The organism is Isoptericola sp. NPDC056605 (genome assembly GCF_042792795.1).
GTDB lineage: Bacteria > Actinomycetota > Actinomycetes > Actinomycetales > Cellulomonadaceae > Isoptericola.
The window spans coordinates 1-20753 of sequence record NZ_JBHTVT010000020.1 but is presented as its reverse complement, the minus strand read 5'-3'; the positions used below and the strand labels follow the sequence as shown (position 1 = coordinate 20753).

Genomic DNA, 20753 nt, shown 5'->3' with positions numbered 1-20753 from the left:
CGGAGCGGGCACCATGTCAACGCCGCCCGACAAGGGCCTCGACGCTGCAGAGGTGCCGGACGGATCGGCCGACGACGAGCTCAGTCCGTGCCGGCCCCCGCGCGGAACTCGTCCTCGAGGATGCTCATGACGACGGCGTCCGCCCAGCCCTGCCCGTCGCGGAAGGCGTCGCGCAGGCGCCCCTCCTCCCGGAAGCCGAGCGAGTCGTACAGGGCGCGGGCCCGCGGGTTGACGCTGATCACCGCGAGGCTCACGCGGTGCAGGCCCGGGCCGGAGGCGCCGTCGAAGGCGAAGCGCAGCACCTCTCCGATGGCCTCGCGCCCGTACCCGCGGCCCCGGTAGTCCGGCATCATCCGCAGGCGCAGGTTCGCCGACCGCAGCTCGAGGTCCACCCGGTCGAGGGAGATCTCGCCGAGCAGGTCGTCGCTGACGAGCTCCCCGTCCCGCACGGCGGCGGACGTGATCGCCCAGTCGTACCGGCCGGGGAGGTCTGCCGCGCTCGCGGCCCAGGAGTCCACCTCGGCGCGGGACGACGCGGCGTTCGTGCCCATGCCCGTCAGCCGGCCGCCGTCCGGGTCGCGCAGCGACGCCCAGAGCCGGTCGGCGTCCCGCGCCTCGATCGGGCGCAGGCGCACGAGCTCCCCGTGCAGGACGGGCGACCGCATCAGCCGATCCTCTCCAGCACCAGCTCCCGGACGCGCTTGGCGTCCGCCTGCCCCTTCGTCGCCTTCATCACCGCGCCGATGATGGCCCCGACCGGGCCCTGGTTGCCGCCGCGCACCTTCTCGACGATGTCGGGCTGCGCCGCGAGCGCCACGTCGATGGCCTCGAGGAGCGGGCCGTCGTCGGACACGACCTCCAGCCCGCGGGCCACGACGACCGCCTCCGGGTCCCCCTCGCCGGCGAGCACGCCGTCGAGCACCTGGCGGGCGATCTTGTCGTTGATGCGGCCGGAGTCGACGAGCCGCTGGAGCTCACCGATCTGCGCGGGCGTGATCGCGAGGTCCGCGAGCTCGACCTCGTCCTGCTTGGCCCGGCGGGCCAGCTCGCCCATCCACCACTTGCGCGCGGCGGCCGGCGTGGCCCCGGCGGCGACGGTCGCCTCGATGAGGTCGAGCGCCCCGGCGTTGACGACGTCGCGCATCTCCGCGTCCGCGAAGCCCCACTCGTCGTGGAGGCGGCGGCGCCTGGCCTGCGGCAGCTCGGGCAGCGTCGCGCGGATCTCCTCGACCCACTCGCGCGACGGCGCGACGGGCACGAGGTCGGGCTCCGGGAAGTACCGGTAGTCCTCGGCGTCGGACTTCACGCGGCCGGGCGACGTCGAGCCGTCCTCCTCGTGGAAGTGCCGCGTCTCCTGGATCACCGTCTCGCCCGCGTCGAGGATCGCGGCCTGCCGCGACACCTCGTACCGCACCGCCCGCTCCACGGAACGGAAGGAGTTGACGTTCTTCGTCTCCGTGCGCGTGCCGAGCGGCGACTCGGGGGTCGCGCGCAGCGACAGGTTGACGTCGGCGCGGACGTTGCCGCGCTCCATGCGGGCCTCGGACACGTCGAGCACGCGGAAGATGTCGCGCAGCGCCTGCACGTAGGCGCGCGCCACCTCGGGCGCCCGCTCCCCCGCGCCGGTGATCGGCTTCGTGACGATCTCCACCAGCGGCACGCCGGCGCGGTTGTAGTCGACCAGCGAGTACTCCGCGCCGTGGATGCGGCCGGCGGAGCCGCCGACGTGCGTGTTCTTGCCGGCGTCCTCCTCCATGTGCGCGCGCTCGATCTCGACGCGGTGCACCGTGCCGTCCTCGAGCTCGACGTCGAGCCAGCCCTCGAAGGCGATCGGCTCGTCGTACTGCGACGTCTGGAAGTTCTTCGGCACGTCCGGGTAGAAGTAGTTCTTCCGGGCGAACCGGCAGCTCTCCGCGATCTGGCAGTTGAGCGCCAGGCCGATGCGGATCGCGTACTCGACGGCGGTGCCGTTGACGACGGGCAGCGCGCCCGGCAGGCCGAGCGACACCGGCGTGGTCTGCGTGTTCGGCTCCGCGCCGAACGACTGCTCGGCCGGGCAGAACATCTTGGTGCGGGTGCCGAGCTCGACGTGCACCTCGATGCCGATCACCGGGTCGTAGCGGCGCACGGCGTCGTCGTAGGAGACGAGAGCAGGGGTCCCGTGGGTGGTCGTGGTCACAGCGATGTTCTCCTGTTCTCCGTCAGCCCAGCTCGGGCGCGCGCGACAGCAGCGGGGCGCCCCAGGTGGACTCGAGGGCCGACTCGAGCGCGGCGCCTACGCGGTAGAGGCGGTCGTCAGCCTTGGCCGGCGCGAGGATCTGGAAACCTGTGGGCAGACCGACGCCGCCCTCCGACGACTCGGCCAGGCCGTTCGGCACCGAGATGCCCGGCACGCCGGCGAGGTTGGCCGGGATGGTCGCGACGTCGTTGAGGTACATCGCCAGCGGGTCGTCCAGCTTCTCCCCCAGCTTGAACGCCGTCGTCGGCGCGGTGGGCGAGACCAACACGTCGGCCCGCGCGAACGCGGCGTCGAAGTCGCGCTGGATGAGCGTGCGGACCTTCTGCGCGCTGCCGTAGTAGGCGTCGTAGTAGCCCGCCGACAGGGCGTAGGTGCCGAGCACGACGCGGCGCTTGACCTCGTCGCCGAAGCCGGCGCCACGGGTGGCGGCCATGACGCGCTCCGCGGTGACGGGGCCGTCGGCCGGCTCGACGCGCAGGCCGAAGCGCATGCCGTCGAACTTCGCGAGGTTGCTCGACGCCTCCGCCGGCATGATCAGGTAGTACGCCGCGAGCGCGTAGTCGAAGCTCGGGCAGGAGACCTCGACGACCTCGGCCCCGGCCTTGGTCAGCAGCTCGAGCGACTCGTGGAACCGCGCGAGCACGCCGGGCTGGTAGCCCTCGCCCTGGAGCTGCGTGACGACGCCGACGCGCAGGCCCGACAGGTCGCCCAGCGCGCCCTGGCGCGCGGCCTCCACGAGGGGCGGGAGCGGCTCGGGGATCGACGTCGAGTCGCGCGGGTCGTGGCCGCCGATGAGCTCGTGCAGCAGCGCCGAGTCGAGCACGGTGCGCGTGACGGGGCCGGCCTGGTCCAGCGACGAGGCCATCGCGATGAGCCCGTAGCGCGAGACGCCGCCGTAGGTGGGCTTCACGCCGACGGTGCCGGTGACGGCGCCCGGCTGACGGATCGAGCCGCCGGTGTCGGTGCCGATCGCGAGCGGCGCCTCGAAGGCGGCCACGGCGGCCGCCGAGCCGCCGCCCGAGCCGCCGGGGATGCGGTCGAGGTCCCACGGGTTGTGGGTGTTGCCGAACGCGGAGTGCTCGGTGGAGGAGCCCATCGCGAACTCGTCCATGTTCGTCTTGCCGAGGATCGGCAGGCCCGCGGCACGGAGCTTCTCGACGAGCGTCGCGTCGTACGGCGGGATCCAGCCCTCGAGGATCTTGGAACCCGCCGTGGAGGGCAGGCCCTTCGTCACGACGACGTCCTTGACGGCGATCGGCACGCCGGCCAGCGGGTGCAGCTCCTCGCCGGCGGCACGGCGGGAGTCGACGTCGGCGGCGGTGGCCAGCGCGTCGTCCTCGCTCACGTGCAGGAACGCGTGCACGTCGCCGTCGACGGCCGCGATGCGGTCCAGGTGCGCGCGCGTGGCCTCGACGCTCGAGGCCTCCTTGCGCGCGAGGGTCGCGGCGAGCTCCGCCGCGCTGAGGCGGGTCAGGTCCGTCATCTCACTCCTCCCCGAGGATCTGCGGGACGGCGAAGCGCCCGTCCTGCGCGTCCGGCGCGGCGGCCAGCACGTCGGCCACGGGCAGCGCCGGCTGGGGCACGTCCTCGCGGAACACGTTCGTCAGGGGCAGCGGGTGGCTGGTGGCCGGCACGTCGGGGGTGGCGACCTCGCGCACGCGGGCGATCGAGTCGACGATGACGTCGAGCTCGCCGGCGAGCCGGTCGACCTCGTCGTCGCGCAGGTCGATCCGGGCCAGGGCGGCGACGCGCGCGACCTCGTCTCGGGAGATGGTGGACATGGCCGCCAGTCTAGTGGGATGCATGTGTCGGGGACGTTGTCCCCAGGTGTCGGCGCAGCCGACGAAACCGGGCGGACGAAACGGCCGGGACCACGTCACAGAACGTGGTCCCGGCCGTCACGCACCGGCGGTGCTCGGCGCCCCCGTCGCAGCCGAGCGGTGCCGGGTTCCTCAGTCCATCCGCTCGTAGGCGGCCGTCGTGAGGAAGTCGATGTACTCGTCGGCCACGGCGACCTCCTGGAAGGTGGTCCGCGCCTCGTCGAAGGCGGCGGCGCCGCCCGGGAGCTTCGCCACCTCCTCCTCGACGATGCGGTCGACGAGCTCGCGCGTCACCTTCTCGCCGGTGTCGGCGAGGACGACGCCGTTGTGCAGCCACTGCCACACCTGCGACCGGGAGATCTCCGCGGTCGCGGCGTCCTCCATGAGGCCGAAGATGGCGACGGCGCCGAGGCCGCCCAGCCAGGCCTGGAGGTACTGGATGCCGACGGACACGTTGTTGCGCAGGCCGGCCTCGGTGACCGTGCCGGGCGTCTTGTCGACGGACAGCAGGTCGGCGGCCGTGACGCGCACGTCCTCGCGCTTGCGGTCGATCTGGTTCGGCCGGTCGCCGAGCACCGCGGTGAAGGCCTCCTTGCACGTGGCGACCATGCCGGGGTGCGCCACCCACGAGCCGTCGAAGCCGTCGCCGGCCTCCCGCGCCTTGTCGGCGCTCACCTTGGCGTAGGCCTGCTCGTTGGCCTCGGCGTCCTTGCTCGGGATGAACGCGGCCATGCCGCCGATGGCGTGCGCGCCGCGCTGGTGGCAGGTCGAGACCAGCAGCTCGGTGTAGGCCCGCATGAACGGCACCGTCATGGTGATCTGGTTGCGGTCGGGCAGCAGGAACTCCGCGCCCCGGGTGCGGAAGTTCTTCACCACGGAGAACAGGTAGTCCCAGCGGCCGGCGTTGAGGCCCGCGGAGTGCTCGCGCAGCTCGTAGAGGATCTCCTCCATCTCGAACGCGGCCGGGATGGTCTCGATGAGCACGGTGGCGCGGATGGTGCCGCGCGGGATGCCGAGCGCGTCCTGCGCGAGGACGAACGCGTCGTTCCAGAGCCGCGCCTCGAGGTGCGACTCCATCTTCGGCAGGTAGAAGTACGGCCCGAGGCCCTTCTCGATCTGCCGCAGGCCCGCGGTGGCGACGTAGAGCGCGAAGTCGACCAGGGAACCCGAGGTCTGCTCGCCGTCGACCAGGATGTGCTTCTCGCTCATGTGCCACCCACGGGGGCGCATGATGATCGTCGCCAGCTCGTCGTCCGGCTTGAGCTCGTACCGCTTGCCGGTCTCCTCGATCGTGAAGTCGATCGTGCGGTTGATCGCGTCGAGCAGGTTGAGCTGGCCGCCGACCACGCTGCTCCACTGCGGCGTGTTGGCGTCCTCCTGGTCCGCGAGCCAGCACTTCGCGCAGGAGTTGAGCGCGTTGACGGTCATCTTGCGGTCGGTCGGGCCGGTGATCTCGACGCGGCGGTCGACCAGCCCGGGGGCCGGCTCCGCGACCTTCCAGGAGTCGTCGGCACGGATGTGCGCGGTCTCCGGGAGGAAGTCGAGCGTGCCGCCGTCGGCCAGCGCCTGGCGGCGACGCTGCCGCGCCTCCAGCAGCTCGAGGCGGCGGGCGCCCAGCTCGCGCTGCAGGGTCACGATCAGGTCGAGCGCGGCCGGGGTGAGCACCTCGGTGTCGCGCTCACCGATCTCGGCGGTGATGGTCAGGCCGTCGGGGAGCTCCACGACAGTCCCTCCTTGTTCTGCGAAGCGTTGCATGGTGAAAGTCTGATTGCGCATAGCGGAATCGCCTGAGTGAACCCTAACGGGTCCAGCCTTGCTCAGGCACCCACGAGCTGCGCGCGCAGCGCGGCCACGTGCCCGGTGGCCTCGACGTCGTACTCGGCGGACCGCAGGGTCCCGTCCGGCTCGACGACGAAGGTGCAGCGGTGCACCCCGTCGAACGTCCGGTCGCCGATCGTCTTGGGGCCCCACGTGCCGTAGGCGTCGGCCACGGCGTGGTCCGCGTCGCTCAGCAGGGGGAACGTCAGGTGCTCGGCCTCCACGAACGCGCGGATGTCCTCGACCGGGTCGGCCGAGACCCCGACGACGGCGTACCCCGCCCCCGCGAGCGACGCGAGGTTGTCGCGGAAGTCGCACGCCTCGGTGGTGCACCCGGGGGTGCCCGCCTTCGGGTAGAAGTACACGACCACGCCCTTGTCCGCCCCGGCACGCACGTCCGCGAGGGACACGGCGGCGCCGGCGGAGTCGGTCAGGGTGAAGTCGGGGGCGGTGTCGCCCGGCTGGAGTCGCGTCATCGTGCGTCCTCGTTCGTTCTTCTCGGTGACGGGGGGACCGTGGTGGTGCCGGCCCTGGGGGCTCAGGCCTCGCCGCGGCGCAGCAGGGTGCCGGCGGGCTCGTCGCCCACGGGACGCCCGCGCAGCAGCGTGCGCCGCACGACACCCGTGAGGTCACGGCCGGCGTACGGCGTGACCGGGTTCTTGTGGTGCAGGCGGGTCGGGTCGACGACGAACGTCGCCTCGGGCGCGAAGACCGCCAGGTCCGCGTCCTTGCCCACGGCGATGCCGCCCTTGCGCTCCAGTCCGACCAGCGCGGCCGGTCCCGCGGACATCCACCCCACGACCTGGGCGAGAGGGACCTCGCGGCGCCGCGCCTCGGTCCAGACGACGGCGAGGCCGAGCTGCAGCGACGCGACGCCGCCCCAGGCCTCCGCGAAGTCGCCCGACGCCGGCTGCTTGAGCTCGGCGGTGGCCGGCGAGTGGTCGGTGACGACGACGTCGATCAGTCCGTCGCGCAGCCCTTGCCACAGCCGGTCCTGGTTGTCGTGCTCGCGGATCGGCGGGCAGCACTTGTAGGCCGTCGCGCCGTCGGGCACGTGGTCGGCGTCCAGCGACAGGTAGTGCGGGCACGTCTCGACCGTGAGGCGCACGCCCTCCGCGCGGGCGGCCGCGATCATCGGCAGCGAGTCGGCGTCGGACAGGTGCAGCACGTGCGCGCGGGCGCCCGTGGCGCGGGCCGCGTCGATGAGCGCGGCGATCGCCGTGGACTCGGCCTTGGCGGGGCGCGACGCGAGGAAGTTCTTGTAGGTGGGGCCGGGCTCCTGCGGGGCGTCCTCGAGGGTGCCCGGGTCCTCGGCGTGCACGATCATCAGGGCGCCGAACGTCGTCAGCTCCGCGAGGTCGCCGCGCAGCTCCGCGTCCTCCAGGTGCCCGAACTCCGGCACCCCCGAGTCGGCGAGGAAGCACTTGAACCCGAAGACCCCTGCCTCGTGCAGGGGGCGCAGGTCGGCCGTGTTGCCCGGCACCGCCCCGCCCCAGAACCCGACGTCGACGAACGCCTGGTCCACCGCGCGCGCCTTCTTGACCTCCAGGTTCGCGACCGAGGTCGTGGGCGGCAGGGAGTTGAGCGGCATGTCGACGATCGTCGTGACGCCGCCGGCCGCGGCGGCGCGCGTGGCGGTGGCGAAGCCCTCCCACTCGGTGCGGCCGGGCTCGTTGACGTGCACGTGCGAGTCGACGAGGCCGGGCAGCAGCACCTCGTCCTCGGCGAGCTCCAGCACCTCGGCGCCGACCAGGCCGGTGCCGAGCGGCACGACGGCGGCGATCCGGCCGTCGGTCACGCCCACCTCGACGGCGCGCTCCCCCTCGGGGGTGACGGCGCGGGCGGCGCGGACGACGAGGTCGTGGGTCATGCGTTCTCCAAGGTGTTCAGGGCCGGCAGGTGGTCGGCGAGCCGCGCCGCGAGGGTCTCGAGCAGCGGGCCCGCCTGGGCGATGCAGCGGGCGACGTCCGGCTCGACGTCGGTGAGGGCGTGCACGGCGATGATGCCGGCGGCGGCTGCCCTCTCGAGGCTCAGCGTCGTGCGGCCGCACACGGCGACGGTAGGGATGCCGGCCGCGGCCGCGGCTGCGGCCACGCCGACCGGCGTCTTGCCGTGCAGCGACTGCGAGTCGAGGCTGCCCTCCCCCGTGACGACCAGGTCGACGCCGGCGAGGCGGTCCACGAAACCCGTGAGGGCCAGCACCTCCTCGACGCCGGGGCGACGCTCGGCGCCGAGCAGCAGGCAGGCGAAGCCCACGCCGCCCGCGGCCCCCGCGCCGGGCTCGGCGGCGTAGCCGCGAGCGCCCGTCACGCCGACCGTGGCGAGCACGTCGACCCACGTCGCCAGCCCGAGCTCGAGCTCCGCCACGGTCGCCGCATCGGCGCCCTTCTGCGGCCCGTACACGGCGGACGCGCCGTGCGCGCCCAGCAGCGGGTTGTCGACGTCGCTCGCGAGGACGAGCTCCGTGTCCGCGAGCGCGGGGTGCAGCCCCGCGAGGTCCACGTCGGTCAGCTCGTGCAGGTGGCCGCCACCGTCGGCGACGTCCCCCGCGCCCGAGGCCAGCCGGGCGCCGAGCGCGGCGAGCATGCCCGCGCCGCCGTCGGTGCTCGCCGAGCCGCCCACCCCGACGACGATCTCCCGCGCCCCGGCGTCCAGGGCGTGCGCGATGACCTCGCCGAGCCCGCGGGAGGTCGCGGCGAGGGCGGTGCCCGGCGTCGGGGTCACCTGGGCGAGGCCGGTGACGGCCGCCATCTCGACGACGGCGGTGGCACCGCGACGCGCGTACCGGGTGGCGGCCGGGTGCCCGAGGGGCCCCGTCGCCACCAGGTCCACCGCGGTGAACCCGGCGGCGAGGGCGGCCTCCAGCGTGCCCTCGCCGCCGTCGGCCACGGGGAGCTCGTCGACGACGACGCCGGGCGCCGCCCGCCGCAGGCCGGCCGCCAGGTGCGCGGCCACCTCGCCCGCGGTCAGGGAACCCTTGAACTTGTCCGGGGCGAGCAGCACGCGCGCCGTCGTCCGTCCTGTCGTCGCCACCGTCGCTCCACCCCCTCGTCCGCCGGGCCTGCCCGTCTCCGCCATCGTCTCTCCCGTCGCCGTCGTCGGGTACTGCTCTCCAGCAGATCAGTCCAGCAGCGCGATGGCCGTGGGCGAGTCCTCGGCCGAGATGGCCAGGTCCTCGAACTCGTTCACGCCGTTGAGCTCGGCGCCCATCGCGATGTTGGTGACGCGCTCGAGGATGACCTCGACCACCACGGGGACGCGGAACTCCGCCGTCATGGCCTGCGCCTTGGCGAACGCGGCGCCCAGGTCCTCCGGGTCCTTGACGCGGATCGCCTTGCAGCCGAGCGCCTCGGCCACCTTGACGTGGTCGACACCGTAGCCCTCGGGCTCCCCGGCGCCGTTCGACATGTTGATGTTGTCGAACGCGAGGGACACCTGGAAGTCCATCTCGAACGCGCGCTGCGACTGACGGATCAGGCCCAGGTAGGCGTTGTTCACCACCACGTGCACGTAGGGCAGGTGGTGCTGCGCACCCACGGCGAGCTCCTCCAGCATGAACTGGAAGTCGTAGTCGCCGGACAGCGCGACGACGTTGCCCTCGGGCAGCGCGCGGGACACGCCCAGCGCGGCCGGGCCCGTCCAGCCCAGCGGGCCCGCCTGGCCGGCGTTGATCCAGTGCCGCGGGTTGTAGGTGTGCAGCAGCTGCGCGCCGGCGATCTGCGACAGGCCGATCGTGGTGACGTAGACCGTGTCGCGGCCGAAGGCCTTGTTCATCTCCTCGTACACGCGCTGCGGCTTGATCGGGATCTCGGTGAAGTGCGTCTTGCGCTGCAGCTTCCCCTTGCGCTCCTGCGCCGACGCGGCCCACGCCGACCAGTCCGGCACCTGCCCGGCGGCCTTGCGCTCGGCGGCGACCTCGAGGGCGGTGCGCAGGAACGCGCCCGCGTCGGAGACCACGCCGTAGTCGGGCGCGAACACGCGGCCGATCTGGGTGGGCTCGATGTCGACGTGCACGAAGGTCCGGCCCTCGGTGTAGGTCTTCAGGCCACCGGTGTGGCGGTTGGCCCACCGGTTGCCGACGCCGATCACGAAGTCCGACTCCAGGAACGTCGCGTTGCCGTAGCGGTGCGACGTCTGGATGCCGACCATGCCCGCGGTCAGCGGGTGGTCGTCGGGGATCGCGCCCCAGCCCATGAGGGTCGGGACCACGGGGACGCCCAGCGTCTCGGCCAGCTCGACGAGCTCGGCCTCCGCGCCGGCGTTGATGATGCCCCCGCCGGCGACGATCAGCGGGCGCTCCGCGGCCAGCAGCATGTCGATCGCCCTGGCGACCTGCGCGCGGGTCGCCTCCGGGCGCTCCGGCGCCAGCGGCTGGTAGGTCTCCGGGTCGAACTCGATCTCCGTCATCTGCACGTCGATCGGCAGGTCGATGAGGACCGGGCCAGGGCGGCCCGACCGCATCAGCTGGAACGCGCGCTGGAAGACGCCCGGCACCTGCGACGCCTCGAGGACCGTCTTCGCCAGCTTGGTGACCGGCGCGGCGATCGACGCGATGTCGACGGCCTGGAAGTCCTCCTTGTCGAGCTTGGCCACCGGGGCCTGGCCCGTGATGCACAGCATCGGGATCGAGTCGGCCCACGCGGCGTACAGGCCGGTGATCATGTCGGTGCCCGCCGGGCCCGACGTGCCGATGCAGATGCCGATGTTGCCGCGCTCGGCACGCGAGTAGCCGTCGGCCATGTGCGACGCCCCCTCGACGTGCCGGGCGAGCACGTGGTGGATCCCGCCGTGCTGGCGCATGGCGTCGTAGAACGGGTTGATGGCGGCGCCGGGGAGGCCGAAGGCCTCGGTGGCACCCTCCTTCGCCAGGATGGCGACCGCGGCGTCGACCGCGCGCATGCGGGGCATGGTGCTCTCCTTCGAGTCTTCTGGGTCGTTTCGGGCGGTCAGTCGCGACCGGACAGCCGCGCGATGGCGTTGAACAGGCCGGAGTGGTCCAGCGACCCGTCGCCCTCGGCGCGGGCCGCGGCCATGAGCTGCGCGACGACGGCGCCCACGGGGGCGACGACGCCCTGCTCGCGGGCGGCGGCCTGGAAGATGCCCAGGTCCTTGTGGTGCAGGTCGATCCGGAAGCCGGGGGCGAACTCGCGGCCCAGCATCTTCTCGGCCTTCTGGTTCAGCACCGCGGAGCCGGCGAGGCCGCCGCCGAGGACCTTGACGGCCGCCTCGGTGTCGACGCCGAACGACTCGAGGAAGATCACGGCCTCGGCCAGCAGGGCGATGTTGCCGGCGACGATGAGCTGGTTAGCCGCCTTGACGGTCTGGCCGGAGCCCGACGGGCCCACGTGCACGACGGTCTTGCCGACCGCGTCGAACACCTCGGACGCCGCGGCGAAGTCCTCGGCGGAGCCGCCGACCATGATCGACAGCGCGGCGTTCTTCGCGCCCGCCTCGCCGCCGGAGACCGGCGCGTCGAGGTAGCGGAAGCCGGCGGCCTTCGCCTGCTCGGCCAGCGCGATCGTCACGTCGGGGCGGATCGAGGAGAAGTCGACGATCAGCGTGCCCGGCTGCGCGTTCGCGAAGACGCCGTCGTCACCGGTGAGCACGCCCTCGACGTCCGGGGAGTCCGGGACCATGACGGCCACGACGTCCGCGGCCTTGACCGCCTCGGCGACGGAGGAGGCGGCGGTGCCGCCCGCCTCGACGAGGGGCTGGGCCTTGGCGGCCGTGCGGTTGTAGCCGACGACGGAGTGCCCGGCGTCCTGCAGGTGGACGGCCATCGGGCTGCCCATGATGCCGAGGCCGATGAAGGCGATGGTGCTCATTGGTCGTGTCCTTCCGGGGAGGTCAGGGTGGTCGCGGTGCCGGCTTGCTCAGTACCGGCTGCTCAGCGGGCCGAGCGCTGCTCGCGCGGGAGCCAGGCGAACGGGTCGGAGTCGGCCGTCTTGTACTCGAGGCCGACCGGGCCGGCGTAGCCGGCGGCACGCAGGTCGCCGATCCAGCGCTGGATCGGCAGGTCCCCGCTGCCCGGGGCGCCGCGGCCGGGGGCGTCGGCGATCTGCACGTGCGCGATGCGGTCGCCGTAGGTCTTGAGGTCGAGGTCCACGTCGGAGCCGTTGACCGACAGGTGGTAGACGTCGAACAGCAGGCCGAGGTTGGCCGCGCCGTGCTCGTCGCGCACGCGGTCGAGGACGGCGACCGCGTCGGCCGACGTCTTCAGCGGGTAGGCGGGGGCGCCGGACACCGGCTCCAGCAGCACCGTGCCGCCGATCCGCTCGACCGCCTTCGCCGCCAGCGCGAGGTTCTCGGCGCCGAGCGCGTCCTGCGCCGCCGGGTCCTCGCCCTCGACGCGGTTGCCGTACAGCGCGTTGAACGCGCGGCAGCCGGTGCGCTCGCCGATGCGGGCGACGACGTCGAGGTTGGCGCGCAGGTCGGCGGAACGCTCGGGCCAGGAGACGAGGCCGCGGTCGCCGCCGGGCATGTTGCCGGCGTCGAAGTTGAGCCCGGTGAGCTGCACGCCGGCGTCGGCCAGGGCCCCGACGAACGCGTCGATCTCGCCGGCCGCGGGCGTCGGGGTGGCGAAGGGCCACCAGAACTCGACGCCGTCGAAGCCGGCCGCCTTCGCGGCCGCCGGACGCTCCAGGAGCGGCAGGTCCGTGAGGAGGATCGAGCAGTTCACGGTGTAGGGGATCTGGTCCGTCATCGCTGACTCGCTTTCGCCAGATGGAAGTTTGGTTCCTTGTAGTGAAAACGCTACGCCGGGTCGGCCGCATCGGTCAACCCCTGCCCGGGGCGGTCCCGCGGTGCGGTCGTGATGCCGCGCACACGACGACGGCCCGGCAGGACGTCGTCCTGCCGGGCCGTCGTGGCCGTGCGCTGTGCCGATACCGGACGTCAGCCCCCGAGCGGGCGCGTCACGATCGCCGTGAGCTCGGCCGGCTGCAGACCGGTGCGCTCGACGATCTCGTCGGCGCCCAGGGCACCGCAGTCGACGCCGCGCTTGAGGTACCACGCGAGCGCCTTGGCGGTGGCGGGCTCGTCGAGCACCGCCCCCGCCACCTCGTTCACGTAGTTCGACAGCCGCTCTGCCGCGGGCTCGAAGCCCTCCCGGTAGAACGCGTACGTCGCCGCGAACCGGCTCGGCAGCTGCGCCGGGTGCAGGTCCCAGCCCTGGTAGAACCCACGCTCCAGCGAGCGGCGCACGAGGCGTCCGTGGCCCGCCCAGGCGGCGCGGACCTGCGCGTCGTCGCCCACCGGCAGCACGTTCGTCGAGCCGTCCGACAGCCGCACGCCGGTGCCGGCCGCCGCGAGCTGCATGACCTCCTTGGCGAGGTCCGCCGCCGGGTGCTCCATCGACTGGTACGCCGCGGCGATCCCGAGCGACGCCGAGTAGTCGTACGTGCCGTAGTGCAGGCCGCTCACGCGCCCCGCACCCGCGTGGATCATCCGCGCGACGGTCGCCGTGCCCGCGGAGTCGAGGATCGACTGCGGCGTCTCGACCTGCACCTCGAAGCGCAGGCGCCCGGCGGGCAGCCCGTTCGCCTCCTCCAGCCGCTCGCACACCGCCACCATCGCCTCGACCTGCACGACGCCGGTCACCTTCGGCAGGGTCAGCACGAGCCCGTCGGGCAGGCCCCCCGACGCCGCGAGCGTGCTGACGAACACGTCCAGCGTGCGCAGGCCGCGGGCCCGCGTGGGCCGCTCGAAGCACTTGAACCGGATGCCGACGAACGGTGTCGCTCCCCCGGCGTCCAGCTCGGTCCGCAGCGCGGCGGCCGCGGCGGCGGCGACCTCGTCCTCGTCGGCGTCCGGGTGCGTGCCGTACCCGTCCTCGAGGTCGATGCGCAGGTCCTCGATCGGCTCGGTGGCGAGCTTGCGCTCCACCTGCGCCGCGACCGCCTCGCGCAGGTCGTCCCGCACGCCGACGGCGTCCAGCAGCGCGTCCGTGCCCTGCGCCTCGACGACCGCGAGGGCCTGGGCACCCCAGTCCCGCGCGAGCCCGGCCGCGTACCGGTGCGCCGGCACGTACACGGTGTGCACGGGCTGGCGCGTCCCGTCGTCGCCCGGGTAGGCCCGCTCGAGGTGGACGTCGTGCGCGGCGAGCCGGCGCTCGACGTCGTCCAGCGAGGCCTGGTCGAGGGAGGCCTTCATCGGGCCACCGCCGCGCTCTCCGAGTGCAGCGCGCGGCCCAGGTGCTGGGCCAGGTGCTCGGCGTCGCCGGCGCGGTGCTCCTCGACCGGGACCTCCTTGAGCCCTTCGGCCCGGACGGCGTCCGCGACGGCCTCGGCCACGCGGCTGTCGAACACGCCCGGGATGACGAAGGCGGGGTTGAGCTCGTCGTCGCCCACCACCGAGGAGATCGCGACCGCGGCCACGCGCAGCATCTCGTCCGTGATCTGCGTGGCGCCGGCGTCGAGCAGGCCGCGGAACAGTCCGGGGAACGCCAGCACGTTGTTGATCTGGTTCGGGTAGTCGCTGCGGCCGGTCGCCACGACCGCGGCCGTCTCGCCGGCGGCGATCGGGTCGACCTCGGGCGTCGGGTTCGCGAGGGCGAACACGATCGCGTCGTCGTTCATCGCCGCGACGTCCGCGCCCGTGAGGATGTTGCCCGCCGAGACGCCGACGAAGACGTCGGCCCCGGCCAGGCCCTCCTTGAGGGTGCCGGTAAAGCCCGAGGGGTTGGTGTTCTCGACGATCCAGGTGCGGTTCTCGTCGTCGCCCGCCGACTCGGGCGTGAGCGCCCCGTGCCGGTCGAAGCCGATGATGTCGCGGGCGCCCTGGGCGAGCAGCAGGCGGATGATGGCCGACCCCGCGGCGCCGACGCCGGAGACCGCGATGCGGACGTCCTCGATCTTCTTGTTCACGACCTTGAGGGCGTTGATGAGCGCCGCGAGCACCACGATGGCGGTGCCGTGCTGGTCGTCGTGGAAGACGGGGATGTCCAGCTCCTCGCGCAGGCGCTTCTCGATCTCGAAGCAGCGGGGCGCGGAGATGTCCTCGAGGTTCACGCCGCCGAAGCCGGGGGCGATCGCCTTGACGGTGCGGATGATCTCCTCGGTGTCCGTCGTGTCGAGGGCGAGGGGCCAGGCGTCGACGTCGGCGAACTGCTTGAACAGCGCCGCCTTGCCCTCCATGACGGGCATGGCGGCCTCGGGGCCGATGTCGCCGAGGCCGAGGACGGCCGTGCCGTCGGTGACGACCGCGACGGTGTTGCGCTTGATGGTCAGGCGGCGCGCGTCCTCCGGGCGGTCGGCGATCGCGAGGCAGACGCGGGCGACGCCCGGCGTGTACGCGCGCGAGAGGTCGCGGCGCGTCTTGAGCGGCACCTTGGGGGTGACGGAGATCTTGCCGCCGAGGTGCATGAGGAACGTCGAGTCCGACATCTTCAGCACCCGCACGCCGTCGAGGGCGTCGAGCGCCGCGACGATCCGCTCGCCGTGCTCGGCGTCGACCGTGTCGCAGGTGACGTCGACGACGATCGTGTCCGTGTGCGACTGGGCGATGTCGACGCCCATCACCGAGCCGCCGGCCGTGGCGATCTCGTGGACGATCTCGCTCGTCGCGCGCTGCGAGGCGGGCGCCTCGACGCGGAGGGTGATCGTGTAGCTGGGGCTGGGCATCGCCATGGCCTGGGTTCCTTTCGTGGTGCTGATGACTGAAGTTTCGAGATGTGGAAGGATGGTTTCTAGAACCGGGATCGGTTCACAAGACGCTGCAAAGGGGGACCACACGCATGGCGAACGGCACCGGAGTGCAGTCGGTGGACCGGGCGATCGACCTGCTCGAGATCATGACCGACCTCGGCGGCGACGCCGCGCTCAGCGAGCTGGCGGCCGCCGCCGGCCTCCCGCTCCCCACGATCCACCGGCTCATGCGGACGCTCGTCGGCCGCGGCTACGCCCGCCAGCTCCCCAACCGCCGGTACACCCTGGGCCCGCGGCTCATCCGGCTGGGCGAGAGCGCCGGCCGCCAGCTCGGCGCCAGCGCCCGTCCGCACCTGGAGCGGCTCGCCCGCGAGCTCGGCGAGAGCGCCAACCTCGCGATGATCGACCGCGACATGGTGGTGTACGTCGCCCAGGCGTCGTCGTCCCACTCGATGCGGATGTTCACCGAGGTCGGACGGCGCGTCTACACGCACTGCACCGGCGTCGGCAAGATGGTGCTCGCCGAGCTGCCGGACCAGACGATCCGCGACATCGTCGGTCGCGTCGGGATGCCGCCCGCCACCGACCTGTCGATCACGGACGTCGACGACCTCCTCAAGGAGATCGCCACGATCCGCGAGCAGGGCTACGCCGTCGACGACGGCGAGCAGGAGATCGGCGTGCGGTGCTTCGCCGTCCCCGTGAAGGACGCGCCCACCCCGACCGCGCTCTCCGTGTCCGGGCCCGCGGCCCGCGTGACCTACGAGTTCGGCGAGGCCGCGCTCCCCGTGCTGCACGAGGTGGCCGACACCATCTCGAAGGAGCTGCTCTCCGCGGCCTGACGGCACGCGGCGACCCGGCGCGGGGCGCGAGGCGGGGGTCCCGCCTCGCGCCCTGCGTCGTGCCGGGGCGGGCATCGTCGTCACCCGTCCCTCGGTCCGGCGGTGCCCGCGTGCACCAGCTCCGGGCGGGCGTCGCCCGCCGGAGCCTCGACGCCGGGACGACGGCCCGCGACCGCGTCGCGCGCCCCCTCGCGGATCTGGAGCACGTCCGGCACGCCGTCGGCGTCCAGGTCGATCGCGGACACGCAGCCCGACCGGCGGCCGTGGCCGTGACGCACCCGCGCCCGCACGTCCGCGTTGAGGCGGGCGCGTCGGCGCTCCTCCTGGCGCTCGGCGCCCAGCCGCGCGAAGTACTCCGCCCGGCGCTGCTCCTGCTCCTCCGTCACGACCAGGCGCGCCGACGAGCCCGCGGTGAACACCGACGGGTCCTTGCTGCGCCGGCCCCAGCGGATCTCGTTGAACACGAGGTTGAGCAGGACGGCGACGACGGCGGCCGCCGCGATCCCCGAGTGGAAGATCATGCCCACCCAGGTCGGGAACCGGTCGTAGAAGTCCGGCACCGCGATCGGGATGATGCCGAAGCCCAGGGCCACCGCGACGAGCGTGAGGTTGAGGTTGCCCTCGTACTCGACCCGCGACAGCGTGCGGATCCCGGACACCGCCACCGACCCGAACAGGACGATGCCGGCACCGCCCAGCACGGGCGACGGGATCGCCGCGACCACCTGACCCAGCAGCGGGAACAGGCCCAGCACGAACAGGACCGCACCGCCCGCCGCGACGGCGAACCGCGAACGGATGCCGGTGATCGCGACCAGGCCGACGTTCTGCGCGAACGCCGAGGCCGGGAACGAGTTGAGGAACGGCGCGACCAGCGTGGCGGCCATGTCGGCCCGCAGGCCGTCACCGACCCGCTTCGCGTCGACCTTGGTGTCGAGCACCTCGCCGATCGCGATGAGGTCGGCCGTCGTCTCGGTCATGATCACGAGGATGACGATCGTCATCGAGATGATCGCGCCGATCTCGAACACCGGGGCGCCGAAGGCGAACGGCGTCGGCAGCGCGAACGCCGCCCCCTCGCCGACGCCCGAGAAGTCCGCGAGCCCGAGCGGCACGGCCGCCACGGTGCCGAGGACGATGCCGAACAGGATGGACAGGCGGGAGATCGTGCCCTGCAGGAACCTGCTGAGCGCGAGCACCACGACGAGCGTGCCGAGCGCGAGCGTGATGTTGGGCACCGAGCCCCAGTCCGCCGACCCCTCGTCGCCGCCCATCATCCAGCCGGCCGCCGTCGGCAGCAGCGAGACCCCGATGATCGTGATGATCGTGCCCGTCACGACGGGCGGGAAGAACCGCACGACCTGCGCGAAGAACGGGCTGATCGCCAGGCCGATCACGGCGGCCACGATGATGGCGCCGAAGACGGCGGGGAGGCCGCCGTCCCCGCTCGCCACCGCGACCATCGTGGACACGGTGGCGAACGAGATGCCCTGGACGAGCGGGAGCTGCGACCCGAAGAAGCGGATGCCGAGCGTCTGGAGCGCGGTGGCCAGGCCGCTGACGAGCAGCGCGGCCGACACCAGGACACCGATCTCCGCCCCGGACAGCCCCGCCGCCTGCCCGACGATGATCGGCGGCGCGATCACGCCGCCGTACATCGTCATGATGTGCTGCAGGCCGTAGAGGAAGGTCTTGCCGAGCGGGTAGCGCTCGTCCTCCGGTCGACCGCCCTGCGGCGTGCCGGTCACGGCCCCCGCGTCGATGGTCGTCGTGCTCATCTCGATGCTCCTTCGAACCGACTGCACGGTGCTTCGCTGATCCGCAGGACCGTGATCAGCAGAACCCGGTGACGGTCGCCCACGCGCGCGGCTCCTGGTCGGCGCCCTCCCGCTTCACCTCCGCCTCGATCTTCCCGTAGGGGCGGTCGGCGACGTAGAAGACCTCGTTCGGGTTCTCCAGGCCGAAGGGCTCGAAGTCCACGACGAAGTGGTGCAGGTTCGGCATCGAGAACTTGATCTCGCCGATCTCCGGGTGCGCCTCGAGCACCCGCTTGCCCATCTGGTAGAGGGTCTGCTGCAGCGCGAGCGAGTGCACGTCGGCGAAGGTCTCGAGCAGGATGCGACGCACGTCGTCGTAGACGGCGTTGAAGTCGAGGTCCAGCGAGGTGTAGCGCCAGCGGGCGGTCACCGACGTCGCGAGGATGCGGTCGGTGGTCTCCTGCAGGGTGGTGTAGCGGTCCTTCGGGAAGCCGTGGAACTCGGAGCCCGTCGACTTGAGCACCTTGAGGTCCTCCAGTCCGGACACCACGAAGACCTCGTCCCCGTCGCGCTGGACGACGGTGGTCCGGGTCTCCGTGCCGCCCTTGACGAACGCGTGGTCGTGCTCGCCGTCGGTCACGTGCGAGGTGAGGGAGGAGGGGATGTGCTCCCAGGTGTACTCCTTGGCCTCCCAGCGGCCGCCCTCGATCCAGTCGAAGCTCGAGACGAAGTGCTCGCCCAGGCGGAGGGCGAACTCCTCCGGCGAGGGGATGCCGTCCTTGGCGAGGGCGAACACCGTGTTCTTCTGCGTGTCCGTCGGGACCACGCGGCCCTGGTCGCCGTCGATGTGCGCGGCGGAGAAGTCGCCGCGGAGCTGCGAGGTCACCGAGAGCTCGGTGATCCGGTGGCGCGCCTGGTCGCGGTCGACCTTCATGACGCGGACCTCGGCCTTGCCGTACTGGTTGTCCCCCAGCACGATCGTGCCCGTGCTGACCTGGGGGTCGGTGGCGGTGGCGGTCATTGCTGACTCCTTCATCTGTTGTTGCGTTGCGCGGGCCCACCCCTGCAGGGCGGCCCTCGACGTCTCCGATGACGATGACGCACGCCGCGGCGCCTGTGCCGCGGCCTGTGATGGCGGGTCGCTGAGGACCCGTCAGCTCCCGCGGTACGTGGAGTACGCGAACGGGCTGAGCAGGCAGGGCACGTGATAGTGGTCGCGCCCGGCCTCGACGGTGAAGTCGATGGTGATCGACGGGTAGAAGGTCGCGACCCCCTGCGCGGCGAAGTAGTCGCCGGTCGCGAAGGTCACGCGGTAGGTGCCGGGCTCGAGCGACTCCGGGCCCAGGTCCTTGACCCGGCCGTCGGCGTCGGTCGAGGCGTCCGCGAGGCGCGCGGCCGCGTCCGCGCCGACGCTCCACAGTGAGACGGCCACGCCGGCGGCCGGCAGCCCGGACACGGCATCGAGCACGTGAGTGGTGATGTGCGAGGTCATGAGAGCTCTCCTTCCAGCCGCAGCACGGCGATCTCCCGCAGCTGCTGGCCGGCGATGCGTCGCTCGGTGGCGGGATCGTTCCCCAGTCGCTCCTCGAGCGAGGACAGGATCTCCTCGGCGGTGCGGCCCGCGGCCCGGATGAGGAAGACGTGACCGAACCGCTCCTCGTACGCGAGGTTCCCCGCGCGCAGGCGCTCCTCGACCGAACCGCTGAGGTCGCCGAGCCCGGCCTGCTCCCGGCGCGAGTGCGCCGCGTCCACGTCGTCCCCGGACGCGCGCTCGCCGATGCGCGGGTGCCGCGCCAGCGCGGAGTCGATCTCCTCCTCGCTCCACGGGTCGGCGACGGCACGAGCCGCCGCGAGTGCAGCCTCGGCGTCCGCGTACGGGCGGCCGGCGACCACCGCGTCCGCCCACCGGCTCACGGCCGCGCACGAGAGCACCTGAGCGCGGGCGGCGTCGATGTCCGCCGCGTTGAATGCCTCGAGACCTGCACTCACCATCGAGCGATCCTCCTTCGGGGGATTCCACCCACCGGAAGCGGGTTTCCGTTTAGTGAAGTCTCGCTCTCGCCCGTGCGCCCTGTCAAGTGAGTCTGCGCTCAGTGCGGGCCCGTCGCACGACACCACCCCAGCATGTCCTCTGCTCGGCGTCATCTCCCCAGGCCACAGGCCTCACAGGGTTGGCAGAAGGGTCCGTGACGAGCGCGCGAAGGCACCTGGCGTGGGCCGGAACTCGCCGTCCGCAGCATCCGGCGACCTCGAGCGGGCAGGCAGTGTGACGCGCCAGCGGCAGCGTTCACGTACAAGGAAGTCGACGAGGACGTCCACGGACCGCGGGGCTCCCGTGCGGGCGCCTGGCCACGGGTCACGTCCCGGCGGGCACACCCTCCGCCCTCGGTGCCGCGCTGCCACCTCGCCGGGGGGATCGATCCCGCCGGAGAGCTGGCACGCGCCGGCGCGCCGGCGCGCGGGCCGCGGCGCGTGGCCGGGCCGAAAAGGGGCTCGCCCAGCGGGAGCCTCAGCCGGCGGCCGCCCCTCGGCCTACCAGGGGTCTGTTCGGGGGTATGCGAAAGGCCCACCCCGGTGTGGGGTGGGCCTTTCGTGAATGGGTGTCCGGCGGCGTCCTACTCTCCCACCCCCTC

Annotated in this window: 17 protein-coding genes and 1 pseudogene; 1 reads left to right on the top strand and 17 read right to left on the bottom strand. The window is 72.8% G+C overall.

The window, feature by feature from the left end; all coding sequences use genetic code 11:
* Positions 1 to 80: 80 nt before the first annotated feature.
* The 13 genes and pseudogenes from ACFQ8Y_RS17815 to ACFQ8Y_RS17755 all read right to left on the bottom strand — a co-directional run bounded on the left by ACFQ8Y_RS17815 (position 81) and on the right by ACFQ8Y_RS17755 (position 15503).
* Positions 81 to 665: a GNAT family N-acetyltransferase gene (locus ACFQ8Y_RS17815; protein ID WP_430550360.1), complete on the bottom strand. Its 585-nt coding sequence runs from the start codon at positions 663 to 665 to the stop codon at positions 81 to 83.
* Entirely contained in the window at positions 665 to 2179 is a 1515-nt protein-coding gene (gene gatB, locus ACFQ8Y_RS17810) for an Asp-tRNA(Asn)/Glu-tRNA(Gln) amidotransferase subunit GatB (RefSeq protein WP_430586307.1), read from the bottom strand. Before gatB ends, ACFQ8Y_RS17815 begins: the two co-directional genes overlap by 1 nt.
* Positions 2180 to 2201: 22 nt before the next feature.
* A complete protein-coding gene (gene gatA, locus ACFQ8Y_RS17805; protein WP_430564967.1) occupies positions 2202 to 3722 on the bottom strand; it encodes an Asp-tRNA(Asn)/Glu-tRNA(Gln) amidotransferase subunit GatA in 1521 nt (506 codons plus the stop codon).
* A 1-nt stretch (position 3723) separates the two neighbouring features.
* A complete protein-coding gene (gatC, locus tag ACFQ8Y_RS17800; protein ID WP_429731461.1) occupies positions 3724 to 4020 on the bottom strand; it encodes an Asp-tRNA(Asn)/Glu-tRNA(Gln) amidotransferase subunit GatC in 297 nt (98 codons plus the stop codon).
* A 171-nt stretch (positions 4021 to 4191) separates the two neighbouring features.
* Entirely contained in the window at positions 4192 to 5814 is a 1623-nt protein-coding gene (gene aceB, locus ACFQ8Y_RS17795; protein ID WP_430586306.1) for a malate synthase A, read from the bottom strand.
* Positions 5815 to 5876: 62 nt separating this feature from the next.
* A complete protein-coding gene (gene bcp, locus ACFQ8Y_RS17790) occupies positions 5877 to 6353 on the bottom strand; it encodes a thioredoxin-dependent thiol peroxidase (protein WP_430550364.1) in 477 nt (158 codons plus the stop codon).
* Positions 6354 to 6415: 62 nt separating this feature from the next.
* Positions 6416 to 7747 (bottom strand): allantoinase AllB, encoded by a 1332-nt coding sequence (allB, locus tag ACFQ8Y_RS17785; RefSeq protein WP_430564968.1) that lies wholly within the window; start codon positions 7745 to 7747, stop codon positions 6416 to 6418.
* Positions 7744 to 8910: a glycerate kinase gene (locus ACFQ8Y_RS17780; protein WP_430586305.1), complete on the bottom strand. Its 1167-nt coding sequence runs from the start codon at positions 8908 to 8910 to the stop codon at positions 7744 to 7746. The genes allB and ACFQ8Y_RS17780 overlap by 4 nt, the downstream gene beginning before the upstream one ends.
* A gap of 87 nt (positions 8911 to 8997) precedes the next feature.
* Positions 8998 to 10785: a glyoxylate carboligase gene (gcl, locus tag ACFQ8Y_RS17775; RefSeq protein WP_430586304.1), complete on the bottom strand. Its 1788-nt coding sequence runs from the start codon at positions 10783 to 10785 to the stop codon at positions 8998 to 9000.
* A gap of 38 nt (positions 10786 to 10823) precedes the next feature.
* Positions 10824 to 11714: pseudogene (locus ACFQ8Y_RS17770) on the bottom strand (2-hydroxy-3-oxopropionate reductase); the annotation flags it as partial.
* A gap of 50 nt (positions 11715 to 11764) precedes the next feature.
* A complete protein-coding gene (locus ACFQ8Y_RS17765) occupies positions 11765 to 12568 on the bottom strand; it encodes a hydroxypyruvate isomerase family protein (RefSeq protein WP_430586338.1) in 804 nt (267 codons plus the stop codon).
* A gap of 203 nt (positions 12569 to 12771) precedes the next feature.
* Positions 12772 to 14028, bottom strand: a complete 1257-nt coding sequence (locus tag ACFQ8Y_RS17760) for a DUF6986 family protein (protein WP_430550368.1) — start codon at positions 14026 to 14028, stop codon at positions 12772 to 12774.
* Complete coding sequence (locus tag ACFQ8Y_RS17755; RefSeq protein ID WP_430564972.1) at positions 14025 to 15503, bottom strand: NAD-dependent malic enzyme; 1479 nt, start codon at positions 15501 to 15503, stop codon at positions 14025 to 14027. The genes ACFQ8Y_RS17760 and ACFQ8Y_RS17755 overlap by 4 nt, the downstream gene beginning before the upstream one ends.
* 107 nt (positions 15504 to 15610) lie before the next feature.
* On the opposite strand from ACFQ8Y_RS17755, the gene ACFQ8Y_RS17750 reads away from it, so the two are divergent.
* Positions 15611 to 16363, top strand: a complete 753-nt coding sequence (locus ACFQ8Y_RS17750) for an IclR family transcriptional regulator (RefSeq protein WP_430550370.1) — start codon at positions 15611 to 15613, stop codon at positions 16361 to 16363.
* A gap of 80 nt (positions 16364 to 16443) precedes the next feature.
* On the opposite strand, the gene ACFQ8Y_RS17745 is transcribed toward ACFQ8Y_RS17750, so the two are convergent.
* The 4 genes from ACFQ8Y_RS17745 to uraD form a co-directional block, all read right to left on the bottom strand.
* On the bottom strand, positions 16444 to 18141 hold the full coding sequence (locus ACFQ8Y_RS17745) for a nucleobase:cation symporter-2 family protein (RefSeq protein WP_430586303.1): 1698 nt from the start codon (positions 18139 to 18141) through the stop codon (positions 16444 to 16446).
* A gap of 55 nt (positions 18142 to 18196) precedes the next feature.
* Entirely contained in the window at positions 18197 to 19141 is a 945-nt protein-coding gene (pucL, locus tag ACFQ8Y_RS17740; protein WP_430550372.1) for a factor-independent urate hydroxylase, read from the bottom strand.
* Between the two features lie 132 nt (positions 19142 to 19273).
* A complete protein-coding gene (gene uraH, locus ACFQ8Y_RS17735; protein ID WP_430550373.1) occupies positions 19274 to 19612 on the bottom strand; it encodes a hydroxyisourate hydrolase in 339 nt (112 codons plus the stop codon).
* Positions 19609 to 20112, bottom strand: coding sequence for a 2-oxo-4-hydroxy-4-carboxy-5-ureidoimidazoline decarboxylase (gene uraD / locus ACFQ8Y_RS17730; protein WP_430550374.1), 504 nt, complete (start codon positions 20110 to 20112; stop codon positions 19609 to 19611). Before uraD ends, uraH begins: the two co-directional genes overlap by 4 nt.
* Between the last annotated feature and the right edge of the window lie 641 nt (positions 20113 to 20753).

Coding starts and splice junctions, on each gene's coding strand:
- ACFQ8Y_RS17815 (WP_430550360.1), bottom strand. CDS start 665: ATGCGGTCGCCCGTCCTGCACGGGGAGCTCGTGCGCCTGCGCCCGATC.
- gatA (WP_430564967.1), bottom strand. CDS start 3,722: ATGACGGACCTGACCCGCCTCAGCGCGGCGGAGCTCGCCGCGACCCTC.
- gatC (WP_429731461.1), bottom strand. CDS start 4,020: ATGTCCACCATCTCCCGAGACGAGGTCGCGCGCGTCGCCGCCCTGGCC.
- aceB (WP_430586306.1), bottom strand. CDS start 5,814: ATGCAACGCTTCGCAGAACAAGGAGGGACTGTCGTGGAGCTCCCCGAC.
- bcp (WP_430550364.1), bottom strand. CDS start 6,353: ATGACGCGACTCCAGCCGGGCGACACCGCCCCCGACTTCACCCTGACC.
- allB (WP_430564968.1), bottom strand. CDS start 7,747: ATGACCCACGACCTCGTCGTCCGCGCCGCCCGCGCCGTCACCCCCGAG.
- gcl (WP_430586304.1), bottom strand. CDS start 10,785: ATGCCCCGCATGCGCGCGGTCGACGCCGCGGTCGCCATCCTGGCGAAG.
- ACFQ8Y_RS17760 (WP_430550368.1), bottom strand. CDS start 14,028: ATGAAGGCCTCCCTCGACCAGGCCTCGCTGGACGACGTCGAGCGCCGG.
- ACFQ8Y_RS17755 (WP_430564972.1), bottom strand. CDS start 15,503: ATGGCGATGCCCAGCCCCAGCTACACGATCACCCTCCGCGTCGAGGCG.
- ACFQ8Y_RS17750 (WP_430550370.1), top strand. CDS start 15,611: ATGGCGAACGGCACCGGAGTGCAGTCGGTGGACCGGGCGATCGACCTG.
- ACFQ8Y_RS17745 (WP_430586303.1), bottom strand. CDS start 18,141: ATGAGCACGACGACCATCGACGCGGGGGCCGTGACCGGCACGCCGCAG.
- pucL (WP_430550372.1), bottom strand. CDS start 19,141: ATGACCGCCACCGCCACCGACCCCCAGGTCAGCACGGGCACGATCGTG.
- uraH (WP_430550373.1), bottom strand. CDS start 19,612: ATGACCTCGCACATCACCACTCACGTGCTCGATGCCGTGTCCGGGCTG.
- uraD (WP_430550374.1), bottom strand. CDS start 20,112: ATGGTGAGTGCAGGTCTCGAGGCATTCAACGCGGCGGACATCGACGCC.